Raw genomic sequence first — 12285 nt, forward strand, 5'->3', positions numbered from 1 at the left:
TCGACGATTTTTCAAGGTATTGAATATTATTGTAAGGAATAAAATCATGTCTATTGAATTTACACCCTGGCCGGTTGAATTAGCAGAGCGTTATCGTGAAAAGGGGTATTGGCTTGGTAAACCCTTGACTGACATACTTTATAAACAATGTCAGAGCCAACCTGAAGCAATAGCTATTATCTGTGGTGACCGTAAATTTAGTTATCATCAACTTGATCAACAATCATCTGCATTAGCCAAAAATTTAATGTTAGTGGGAATAAAGAGGGGTGATACTGCTATCGTACAATTGCCAAATATAGCTGAGTTTTATATTACATTTTTTGCGTTACTGAAAATGGGGGTAGTACCTATTAATGCATTGTTTAGCCATAATAAATTAGAGTTACTTGCTTATGCGCAACAAATTGATCCAAGTCTAATTGTATTTTCGTCAGATCATTCACTGTTACAGAATAATGATTTCCTGGAGCAATTAAAAACACATTGTCCACGGTTAAGGAGTATCGTCGTTGATGGTCGCAAAATACAATATACTAATGAATTATATACCAATGAATTAAAGCCGTGGTTAGAGCCAATAAATTTACCTTTGAATTTTGAGGCGACACGTTCAGATGAAGTCGCTTTTTTTCAACTTTCAGGCGGGAGTACAGGGACACCTAAATTAATTCCAAGGACGCATGACGATTACTATTATAGTGTGAGACGCAGTGTTGAAATTTGTGAGTTGACACAACAGACCCGTTATCTTTGTGCTTTGCCGGCGCAACATAATTATCCATTGAGTTCTCCGGGGGCGCTTGGCGTATTTTATGCTGGTGGTTGTGTCATATTAGCAACAGATCCTGGACCTACGACCTGCTTTCCACTCATACGTGAACATAAAGTAACAATGACCTCACTGGTGCCATCGGCTGTTGCGTTATGGATTCAGACGATGAGGAAATACGAATATTCACTAGAAAGTCTTCGGTTATTACAAGTCGGTGGAGCAAAGTTAAGTGAAAGTGTGGCGCGAGTGATACCGAAATTTTTTTCATGTAAGTTGCAACAGATTTTTGGTATGGCCGAAGGGTTGGTATGTTATACCCGGCTTAATGACGATGATGAACGTATATTTACCACTCAGGGGCACCCAATGAGTGAAGATGATGAGATACGTATCGTTGATGATCAAGGCAATATCCAAGCGCCAGGTTCAGCGGGGATGTTAATCATTCGTGGGCCATATACATTCCGGGGATATTATAAAAGCCCAGCGCACAATGCGAAGGTGTTCGATAAAGAAGGTTTTTATTATTCCGGTGATTTAGCCTATATGACTAAAGAGGGTTATGTGTGTATTGTCGGACGTGAGAAAGATCAAATAAATCGCGGTGGTGAAAAAATTGCTTCGGAAGAAATTGAATCTTTGTTACTCAAACATGAAGGTGTTATCCATAGCGCTTTGGTTTCGATGCCTGATCCTCTGATGGGAGAAAAAAGTTGTGCTTTTATTGTAGTGGCTGATCCGAATATAAACACGTTGCAGCTGAGGAAATATTTAAGGGGTATGGGGATTGCTGAATATAAATTGCCTGATCGTTTCGAGATTATTGATGTTATGCCGGTTACACCAGTCGGAAAGATTGATAAATTCTTATTAAGAAAAATCATTCGAGACAAATTAGAAAGTTAATTAATGACATGAAGGTATTAAAATGACCATTCCATCATTGAAAAATTATATATTACCTCAGCCAAAAGATTTTCCAAGCAATAAAGCATCTTGGTTATTCGAACCCCATAGGGCAATTTTACTTATTCATGATATGCAGGACTATTTCTTACAGTTTTTCGGTGATAATAGCCCTCTAATCAATAAATTAATTGAAAATATCCATTTGTTGAGAGTCTTTTGTAAAGAAAAAGAGATCCCCATTATATATACAGCACAACCTAAAATGCAAAGTGATGAAGAACGCGCATTACTTAATGATATATGGGGGGCCGGCTTGAATAGATCACCCCATTTACAAAATATTAACCCTGCTTTGGCCCCTAATAACGATGATATTGTGATAGTTAAGTGGCGTTATAGTGCATTTCAACGCTCTTCGTTAGAAAAAAATATAAAAGACTTAGGTCGGGATCAATTAATTATTTGCGGGGTGTATGGACATATTGGTTGTATGATTACTGCGGTTGACGCATTCATGAGAGATATAAAGCCTTTTTTAGTGGGTGATGCGATAGCGGATTTTACGCTGGAAGATCACCTCATGGCTTTAAAATATGTTGCTGAAAAATCAGGAATGGTTGTGAGTACTAAAGAGATAATTTCATCAGTAAATTTCGATAAACTGAATTTATAAAAAATGCATAATAAATCGCTATTAAAGAAGAAATAAGAAATAAGATGAAAAATAAACAAAATTTACAAATGGATTTTAGCCATAAAACCGTCTGGGTAACTGGGGCGGCACGTGGCATTGGTGAACAAATTGCCCGTGATTTTACCGCTCTGGGCGCTAACGTAATAGGTTTCGATCGCGTATTTGAGCAAGATAATTTGCCTTATAAATGTATACAACTCGATATTAGTGATCCAGAAAAGGTTGAAACGATCTGTTCCCAACAACTGTCTGTCTCAGCCGAATTAGATATTCTGGTTAATGCTGCCGGTATATTGCAATTGGGAAATATTGATGAGCTAAATATTAGTGACTGGCATCGTTGTATTAATGTGAATGCTTCTGGGGCTTTTTATCTATTTCGTAGCGTGATTCCCCATTTTAAACGTCAGCGCGGTGGCACTATTATCAGCGTCAGCTCTAATGCGGCACGTGTTCCACGTATGCAAATGGCGGCTTATTGTGCATCAAAATCAGCACTGACAAGTTTAACGCATTGTGTTGGGTTAGAACTCGCGCCGTTTGGTGTACGTTGTAATGTTGTATCACCGGGTTCGACGGATACAACTATGCAGCGTTCCATGTGGAAAACTGATGATGATGAAAAAAATACGATTAACGGGTATCCTGAGCGATATAAATTAGGTATTCCTCTCGGTAAAATTGCAAGTGTTAATGAAATTTCACATACCGTACTGTTCTTGTCTTCTGATTTGGCAAGCCATATAACGCTACAAGATATTGTGGTTGATGGTGGTGCGACGTTAGCTTGTTAATTGTTTGAATTAATACGAAAATACCTGTCATTTCTGTAACGTAAGGAAAAATTGCCCTAGCCGAATAGGATTAATACCCAATGGATTTCAAGATGGATCGCGGCGGCAAGGGAGCGAATCCCCGGGAGCATCGATAACGATGTGACCTGGGTGAGCGAGTGCAGCCAACAAAGAAGCAACTTGAAGGATAACGGGTATATACCCTATAGATTTCAAGATGGATCGCGGCGGCAAGGGAGTGAATCCCCGGGAGCATAGCAAACTATGTGACCGGGGTGAGCGAGTGCAGCCAACAAAGAAGCAACTTGAAAGATAACGGGTATAGGGTATTGAAATCTATGAGTCATCTCGATCCTACTTTACTGGTGCTGCTAGTGTTGGCAGCACTGGGTATCATCAGCCACAACATAACTGTCACTCTTGCAATGCTGCTCTTGCTGGTTATCCGTATAACGCCACTGAATCATTTTTTCCCGTGGGTGGAAAAATATGGGTTGACTATCGGTGTACTTATTTTGACCGTGGGAGTAATGGCGCCTATCGCCAGTGGAAAAATTACAGTACAAGCTGTCCTCAACTCGTTTATGAGTTGGAAATCGTTACTCGCGATAGTGATAGGTGTATTAGTGTCATGGTTGGGTAGCCGGGGTATTTCGCTTATGTCTAATCAGCCATCGACAGTCGCTGGTTTGCTGGTGGGGACGGTATTGGGTGTTGCCCTGTTTAAAGGTGTTCCTGTGGGGCCGCTGATTGCAGCGGGGATTTTGTCATTATTGATTGGTAAATCATAGCCGTTATGTTGCCGGAACTGAGTGTGATACAGACGGAAATGCAGCAGCAAGGGTTACGTCGTTTGTTGGTGTTGAGTGGCGATGATCATTGGTGCTATTTACAGGCTAATGAATTACAGCAAAGATTTATTGGGGATTGGTTATGGATCTCTTATCGTAAACAGCACGCTGTGCTGCCAGAAAAGGCGGCCAGTTTATTAGGTCAGGAATATCTGCATGGAATATTTGACGCTACCGCAGGTTTTAATGCGGAAGCACTGGCGATATTGGCAGGCACATTGAAAGCGGGAAGTTGGTTGGTGATGATGGTTCCATCTTGGTACCAATGGCGTTATCAACCAGATAAGGATAGTGCGCGTTGGAACGAACAGTTAGATGCTATTCCAACACCGCATTTTGTTCAGCATATTCAGCAGCAAATTGTTAGCGATCCCCAAGTTTTACTATGGCGGCAAAATGATCCCTTATGCATCCCTGCATTTCCACAATACAGCGCGTGGCAACTGCCTAATGGCAGCCCAACAGCCAGCCAGCATGCCATTTTGGCGCGACTTTTGCGGGCAAGTCAGGGGGTATGGGTCATTACTGCGCCAAGAGGGCGAGGTAAATCGACACTTGCAGGTATGCTAATGCAGCAATGGCAAGGAAATTGTTGGTTAACTGCACCGGCGAAGGCAACAACAGCAGTCATTAGGTGCTATGCGGGGGAAAAGGGAAAATTCTGGGCCGTAGATAATTTGCTCAAATATTGTAGACAAAATAGCGTGTCAGATATTGATTGGTTGCTTATCGATGAAGCCGCTGCTATTCCAATGCCTCAATTATCTGAATTAATCAGCTATTTTCCCCGCATATTGTTGACCACAACGGTACAGGGATATGAAGGCACAGGGCGCGGATTTTTACTTAAATTTTGCGTTGGGTTTCCTGATCGTCATGTCCTGAACCTGACGGCTCCTGTGCGTTGGGCGGAAAATGATCCGCTGGAAAATTGGTTGGAAAGCGCTTTACTGTTTGAGGATGCAATTCCTGTCAACAATTCTGATCAGGCGATCAGTTATCAGGTCTATCATCAGCAGCAATGGATTAAACAGCCTGAATTACTGAGGCAGTTTTACGGCATATTAACCAGTGCTCACTACAAAACTTCACCTCTGGATTTACGGCGTTTACTTGATGCCAAAGGCATGCAATTTGTTGCGGCTCTTGGAAATAATGCCTTAATGGGGGCTTTGTGGATGGTTGAAGAGGGGGGATTGGCGCTTGAGTTAGCCCATGAAATATGGGCAGGCAGGCGTCGTCCAAGAGGAAATTTGGTTGCTCAATCGTTAGCTGCCCATAGCGGTTTACCGCAGGCGGCGGTTTTGAAATCTCAACGGATCAGCAGAGTTGCTGTACAGGCTAATCATCGCAGGCAAGGTATTGCTCAGGGAATGATCGCGTATCAACGGGAAAGGGCAGAAAAACAGGGAGTGGATTTTATTTCCGTTAGCTTTGGTTATACCGCGGAGCTTTGGGCATTATGGCAGAAATGTGGCTTCCAATTAGTGCGAATGGGAACTCATTTAGAAGCCAGCAGCGGTTGTTATACGGCAATGGCTATTTTTCCCCTGAGTGAACAAGGGATTGTGCTGGGGATTCAAGCTGAGCGACAGCTTGCCCGTGATGCACATTGGCTGGAATCGCAGATTGGATTTAGCTTGCCTGTTGATTACCAAACTGACCATCATCTCAATCAGCATGATTGGCGGGAACTGTCAGGTTTTGCATTTGCTCACCGACCATTTTCTGCTTCATTACCGGCCTTGCAACGATTGTTGCTGAACAGTGATTTGCCGTTGATTGCGCTAAGAAATCATCTCCAGCAAGAAATGAGTGTTGAGCAATGCATCACCGTATTAAAGTTGAGTGGATATAAGGCATTAATGCGACTCTGGCGGCAAGAAACCGCACAGGCGTTGTCAAGTTTCGATAAGAAACTTGCCAAAGATTGGCAAGAATGGACTACGGCTTTTTCTGTGGCCAATCATCTTCATCATCCCACTTGCTATTAAGATCCCGATGAGGAGGTAGTTCCGGTTTATTGTCCAGAAATTTTTTAACATCCAGTCGGCGTAACTCTTTAATTGCATTGAGAAGAACGCCAACCAATAAAACTAAAATAATCCACCAGTAATCAGCTAACCATTGCATGAGGTTGTCTCCTGCGCAACATGGAGGTAATTTTCAAATACATAAGGTAAGTTAGTAGATAACCAGTCAATGCCGGCGATGTCATGCTGTTGCCATACATCCAGTAACATCTGCTGAGTCAGCAATTTTTCCAATTGCTTGGCTAATGGTTGGTAGCTGATATGCCACGGTTCATCAGCGACACTGCCACGGTTACCGACAAAAGGACGGTAAAAACCGAAATGAGCCATATTCTCGGTCAACCAATGAGTTAATGGTGCGAAATAACCACCATTTTCATATTCCCAAGGTTCGAGTAATAACGTCTGGTTATCCGGTAGCATCGTTGGGTCATAGATATCCAAATCTGTTCCCCAATGATGATGGCTGGCACCGGGCAGGGCGGACCAACGAAGAATTGCTTTACAGCGTTCTCCTTCTGATAATTGGGTGATGTCCATGGGTTGGCTGTTTTCATCCAACACCGGGCGTTCACCACGGAATTTTCCATTCCAGATAGCTTGCTGACGTTGAAAATCACGGAACGTGCTGGCCGGTTGCAGATGAATTCCGGCCTTTTCAGCGGCTTGTTGCATGGAAAGAAAAGCATTGGCGGCTTCTGGTTGTAATCGGTGATTGCCAAAGAGAGAAATCAAGTGGCCAGTAGCCAGGCCGGTTAACATATTTGCTGTGATCACTGGATTAATTGCTCCATAACACGTTGATAAATCCGGCTGAGTTGTTGCAGATCGGCGGCGCTAACGGACTCATTAACTTTATGAATTGTTGAGTTCAGTGGCCCCAGTTCGACAACTTGAGCACCCATCGGAGCAATAAATCGCCCATCGGATGTACCACCACTGGTAGATAATTCAGGTTGATAGCCGCAATATTGGTCTATTGCCTGGATGACGGCATTGACTAACTCACCTTTGGCTGTTAGGAAAGGCTGACCTGCCAGTATCCACTCAATCGTGTAATTGAGATTGTGATTTTTGAGGATAGTTTCAACCTGTTCACGGATTTGGCTGTCAGTCAGTTCTGTACTGAAACGGAAATTGAATTGAACTTGCACATTCCCAGGGATCACGTTATGACTGCCTGTTCCCGCGTGGATATTGGCAATTTGCATACTGGTCGCCGGGAAAAATTCATTCCCTTTATCCCAATGTGTATTGATCAATGTCTGTAAAGCAGGAAGGAGACGGTGGATTGGGTTATCAGCTAAATGCGGATAGGCAACGTGGCCTTGAATACCGTGAACAGTGAGATTCGCAGTAAGGGAACCTCGACGGCCGTTTTTCACCATATCGCCAAGACGATGCTGGCTAGAAGGTTCACCTATCAGGCAATAATCCAAACGTTCATTGCGGGACATCAAGGCTTCAACCACTTTAATGGTGCCGTGGGTGGCTTTCGCTTCCTCGTCTGAAGTAATAAGAAAGGCCAGACGTCCATTATGGTTGGGATAGGTGGCAACGAAACGTTCAGCCGCGACAATCATGGCAGCTAATGAGCCTTTCATATCTGCCGCACCCCGGCCATATAGCATGCCATTACGGATAGTTGGCTCAAATGGGGGATATTCCCACTGAGATTCATCGCCCGCAGGGACGACATCGGTGTGTCCGGCAAAGGCTAATGTCGGGCCTATGCCGCGATAGGCCCAAAAATTGTTTGTATCGCCAAAGGGCATTCGTTCAATGGTAAAGCCAATTGCTTGCAAATGAGCGATCATAATATTTTGGCAACCTTTATCGTCCGGGCTGATAGAGGGTTGTCTGATGAGTTGTTGTGCAAGTTCAATTACAGGGCAAGTCATTTCAGAGTGCCTCAGCAAAAAATTGCTGATACTCATCCACCTTATAACCTAATAGGCAATCACCTTTTGCAGAAATTAATAGTGGACGTTTGATAATAGCGGGTTGTTCCAACATCAACGCTTTTGCTGCGTCAGCATTATTAATTGTCGTTCGTTGTTGATCGGTCAGTTTACGCCAGGTTGTACCACGGGTGTTAATTAATGATTCCCAACCCAGTTTGTCAATAAATGACTGCAAAAGTGTTGCATTGAGTCCATCAACACGATAATCATGAAACAGGTAAGTAATTTCCTGTTCTTCCAGCCAACGACGGGCTTTTTTTATCGTGTCACAATTCTTGATCCCATAGAGAGTAAAAGCGGGTTGAGAAGATTTATCCAATATCATTTAACAGATCCTTAAAAAAAATTTAAATACCTAAACATAATGCTGGAAAATGCCTGTTTTATCTAGATGATATCCTGATTTTTATTATCGGAGATACCAAAACAGGAGACTCAATTTTATTGGCCTGTTCTCATAGGGGGTATTTGCTACATAACATTTACTACATAACAGCGATAAGAGCCGACCCTCGGTAATAAGCTCAAGGAGCGGCTCGGAAGAAGTATTAGGCTACTCCATTTTTCCTATGTTGCAAATACATGATTGTTGCAGCCAGGCGGGAACGTACATTCAGTTTTTTTAACAAGTTTCTGATGTGTACCTTCACTGTCTCTTCAGAAATAAATAAGACATCAGCAACTTCCTTATTGGTCATGCCACTGGAAACTTCTTTTAATACATCTAACTCACGTTTGGTCAATTCAGATAAAGGATCAACATGTTTATGACGGTTAGCGAGATGTTGGTATATTTTTTCACTAAATACAGTTTGTCCACGAGCAGCATGGCGAATACTGCTTAATAACGAATCTAAGTCGCTATCTTTAAGCAAGTAGCCATTAGCTCCTGCGTCAATGGCTGCGTAAACATCATTTCGATCATCTGAAACGGATAATACCAGTACATAGGAATTGATCCCTTTTCTACGGATAGATTTAATTGTGTCCACGCCTGAAAGACCATTCATATTGAGATCTATCATAATGACATCAGGTTTCAGCTTGCATGCAATATTTATTGCTTCTTCACCATTGTCAGCTTCCGCTGTCACAGTAAGCGCCCGATCGAGCTCTACAATCTGTTTCAAGCCATGGCGAATGAGAGGGTGGTCATCAACTATCATCACTGAATGGTTATACATTTTCCTTCTCCCTTAAATAAGTAAAGCCACGAAATGCAGACTTTGAATTTGATTAAAAGGCAGTAATTAATGGGTCTGCCCTAAATTAAATTGCTATGAAAAAATTTTATCAAAACCGATTGATTTACAAAGTTGATAGCTCTGTAAGTCCAGAAAGCACATCCTGATATAAAAATATAAATAGCGCAAATTAGTTTGATAAGTAAAAAAAGAAGATGAGTAATTTTCACAAAAAATACATAACTTCACTTCTTTTAATAGTGTTAAAAATCAACATGTTAAATGAATAATTATTAGATTTGTTTTCTTTTATAAAATTTATTTTAATTGAATTTATATTGAGAGTTTTTCCATGTTATAGTTATTAAAGTTACTATAACTTTAATGATATTGTATAAATGATAATGTTTCTTTCTTTAATTTTCCTTGATTAAGTCCCCATCCCAATAAGCGTAATTGTTGCAGACCGCTCTTATAAATGAACAGTGGCACTGCCCAGTTCGCTCTTTTCTTTATGGCAAAGAGTGGCAAAGAGTGGCAAATAAAATAGCCCTATTGAGATAGGCGGTAATAAGTAATGGTATTAGTGGAGAAATTAGGTAGTGCTTTTCATGAGCAAAAAAGTGCTACTTTATTGATAAGATGCTGTCAATGTTATGATTTGACACACAGTACCTATTATACTGCTCCTGCTTTTACTCCAGATTGTATATAAAGGATCCGACGATGGATGAAAAATTAAAACAGAGTGCATTGGATTTTCACCAGTTTCCACAACCAGGGAAAATCACGATTACTCCTACTAAACCTCTGATAACTCAGCGAGATTTGGCCTTAGCTTATTCACCGGGTGTTGCCGCGCCTTGCCTGGAAATTGCAGAAGATCCATTAGCGGCTTACAAATATACTGCGCGTGGCAATCTTGTGGCAGTGATATCTAATGGTAGTGCGGTCTTAGGATTGGGGAATATTGGTGCACTGGCAGGTAAGCCAGTGATGGAAGGAAAAGGTGTCCTGTTTAAAAAGTTCTCAGGTATTGATGTATTTGATATTGAAGTTGATGAGTCTGATCCTGACAAATTGATTGATATCATTGCGGCACTGGAGCCGACGTTTGGGGGAATTAACCTCGAAGATATCAAAGCACCGGAATGTTTTTATATTGAGAAAAAACTTCGGGAAAAAATGAACATTCCGGTATTCCATGATGACCAGCATGGCACAGCGATAATTTGTACTGCTGCTGTTTTGAATGGCTTGCGGATTATGAAAAAAGAGATTTCAGCGGTTCGCTTAGTCGTTTCTGGTGCTGGAGCTGCCTCAATTGCCTGTATGAACTTGCTGGTTGCGCTTGGGTTGCAACGCAAGAATATTGTGGTATGTGACTCTAAAGGGGTGATTTATCGTGGTCGCGATAAAAATATGGAAGAAACTAAAGCTGCCTATGCGATTGAAGACAATGGCAGCCGCACATTAGGTGATGTTATCCCTGGTGCGGATATTTTCCTCGGATGTTCCGGTCCTGGCGTGTTGACTCAAGACATGGTGAAAACGATGGCTAAAGATCCCCTCATCATGGCATTGGCAAACCCTGAACCAGAAATTTTGCCACCATTGGCAAAACAAGTTCGCCCTGATGCAATCATTTGTACTGGTCGTTCTGATTATCCGAATCAGGTTAATAATGTGCTCTGTTTCCCGTTTATTTTCCGTGGTGCGCTGGATGTTGGTGCAACAACCATTAACGAGGAGATGAAGCTCGCCTGTGTTCATGCGATTGCGGATTTAGCGCTGGCGGAACAGAGTGAAGAAGTGGCTTCCGCTTATGATGATCAGGATCTGTTTTTTGGCCCGGAGTATATTATTCCTAAACCATTTGATCCGCGCCTGATTGTGAAAATTGCCCCGGCAGTTGCCAAAGCAGCAATGGATTCCGGCGTAGCAACCCGCCCGATTGAAGACTTTGGCGCGTATATCGAGAAGCTGAATGAGTTTGTCTATAAAACAAACTTGTTTATGAAACCTATTTTTTCTCAGGCTAAGAAAGCGAAAAAGCGTATCGTTTTGGCCGAAGGGGAAGAAGTACGTGTATTGCATGCGACTCAGGAGCTGATCTCTCTTGAGCTGGCTTACCCGATTCTAATTGGTCGCCCCAGTGTTATCGAAATGCGTATCCAGAAACTGGGATTGCATATTGAAGCGGGTAAAGATTTTGAAGTCGTCAATAATGAGAATGATCCGCGCTTCAAAAAATACTGGCAGGAATATCATCACATGATGAAACGTCGAGGTGTTTCTGCTGAACAAGCTCGTCGTGCAGTTATCGGTAATCCCACCCTGATTGGGGCGATTATGGTACTGCGTGGTGAAGCTGATGGCCTGATTTGTGGTACCGTTGGCAGTTACAGTGAACATTACGATGTCGTGAGAAATGTATTTGGTTTCCGTGATGGGGTTCATACTGCTGGTGCAATGAATGCACTGATGTTGCCAAGTGGTAATACTTTTATTGCGGATACTTATGTTAATAATGATCCAACGCCTGAACAATTGGCCGAGATTACCCTTATGGCGGCAGAGACAATCCGCCGTTTCGGTATTGAACCAAAAGTTGCTTTGCTTTCTCATTCAAGTTTTGGTTCCACAGATTGCCTCTCAGCACAGAAGATGCGCCAGACGCTGGAATTGGTGAATAAAATGTCACCTTCGCTTGAAATTGATGGTGAAATGCATGGTGATGCCGCATTGGTTGAAAGTATTCGCCGTGACATCATGCCAGATAGCCCATTGAAAGGGGCAGCCAATCTGTTAATTATGCCGAATATGGAATCTGCCCGTATCAGTTATAACTTGCTACGTGTCACCAGTTCTGAAGGCGTTACCGTTGGCCCAGTTCTGATGGGGGTTGCCAAACCGGTACACATTCTGACACCAATTTCTTCTGTACGTCGTATCGTTAATATGGTCGCTCTGGCGGCGGTTGAAGCGCAAACTCATCCGCTGTAATACCCATCGCCCCTGTTTCCTGTAGGCAGGGGCGGTTTGTTGTAAACGATTCTTATTATCTACATGATGCGCAAA

The 12285-nt window shown here is 42.4% G+C and carries 10 protein-coding genes and 1 pseudogene; 6 read left to right on the forward strand and 5 right to left on the reverse strand.

Annotation, left to right across the window (positions count from 1 at the left end):
• Positions 1-46: 46 nt before the first annotated feature.
• The 5 genes and pseudogenes from CKY02_RS17980 (at position 47) to CKY02_RS18000 (ending at position 6017) form a co-directional block, all read left to right on the forward strand.
• Complete coding sequence (locus CKY02_RS17980; RefSeq protein ID WP_112896340.1) at positions 47-1681, forward strand: (2,3-dihydroxybenzoyl)adenylate synthase; 1635 nt, start codon at positions 47-49, stop codon at positions 1679-1681.
• Between the two features lie 22 nt (positions 1682-1703).
• Positions 1704-2324: pseudogene (locus tag CKY02_RS17985) on the forward strand (isochorismatase family protein); the annotation flags it as partial.
• Between the two features lie 77 nt (positions 2325-2401).
• Positions 2402-3172: a 2,3-dihydro-2,3-dihydroxybenzoate dehydrogenase gene (gene dhbA / locus CKY02_RS17990; protein ID WP_112896342.1), complete on the forward strand. Its 771-nt coding sequence runs from the start codon at positions 2402-2404 to the stop codon at positions 3170-3172.
• Positions 3173-3510: 338 nt separating this feature from the next.
• On the forward strand, positions 3511-3963 hold the full coding sequence (locus CKY02_RS17995; RefSeq protein WP_112896343.1) for a DUF441 domain-containing protein: 453 nt from the start codon (positions 3511-3513) through the stop codon (positions 3961-3963).
• Between the two features lie 5 nt (positions 3964-3968).
• Positions 3969-6017 carry a tRNA(Met) cytidine acetyltransferase TmcA gene (locus CKY02_RS18000; RefSeq protein WP_112896344.1) on the forward strand — a complete coding sequence of 683 codons (2049 nt, stop codon included), beginning with the start codon at positions 3969-3971 and terminating at the stop codon, positions 6015-6017.
• On the opposite strand, the gene CKY02_RS18005 is transcribed toward CKY02_RS18000, so the two are convergent.
• From CKY02_RS18005 to CKY02_RS18025, 5 genes are all read right to left on the reverse strand, one after another.
• A complete protein-coding gene (locus CKY02_RS18005; RefSeq protein ID WP_112877663.1) occupies positions 5968-6156 on the reverse strand; it encodes a YpfN family protein in 189 nt (62 codons plus the stop codon). The genes CKY02_RS18000 and CKY02_RS18005 overlap by 50 nt on opposite strands.
• Positions 6144-6833, reverse strand: a complete 690-nt coding sequence (locus tag CKY02_RS18010; protein WP_112896345.1) for a M15 family metallopeptidase — start codon at positions 6831-6833, stop codon at positions 6144-6146. The genes CKY02_RS18005 and CKY02_RS18010 overlap by 13 nt, the downstream gene beginning before the upstream one ends.
• The gene (gene dapE, locus CKY02_RS18015) at positions 6830-7957 is read right to left on the reverse strand and encodes a succinyl-diaminopimelate desuccinylase (protein ID WP_112896346.1); all 1128 of its coding nucleotides are present in this window, start codon (positions 7955-7957) and stop codon (positions 6830-6832) included. Before dapE ends, CKY02_RS18010 begins: the two co-directional genes overlap by 4 nt.
• 1 nt (position 7958) lies before the next feature.
• On the reverse strand, positions 7959-8342 hold the full coding sequence (locus CKY02_RS18020; protein ID WP_112896356.1) for an ArsC family reductase: 384 nt from the start codon (positions 8340-8342) through the stop codon (positions 7959-7961).
• A 226-nt stretch (positions 8343-8568) separates the two neighbouring features.
• Entirely contained in the window at positions 8569-9204 is a 636-nt protein-coding gene (locus tag CKY02_RS18025; RefSeq protein ID WP_011146941.1) for a response regulator, read from the reverse strand.
• A gap of 726 nt (positions 9205-9930) precedes the next feature.
• Between CKY02_RS18025 and maeB the strand changes: the two genes are divergently transcribed.
• Positions 9931-12210 (forward strand): NADP-dependent oxaloacetate-decarboxylating malate dehydrogenase, encoded by a 2280-nt coding sequence (gene maeB, locus CKY02_RS18030; protein WP_112896347.1) that lies wholly within the window; start codon positions 9931-9933, stop codon positions 12208-12210.
• Positions 12211-12285 lie beyond the last annotated feature (75 nt).

Origin of the sequence: Photorhabdus bodei (assembly GCF_003287735.1) — a bacterium.
Classification (GTDB): domain Bacteria; phylum Pseudomonadota; class Gammaproteobacteria; order Enterobacterales; family Enterobacteriaceae; genus Photorhabdus; species Photorhabdus kayaii.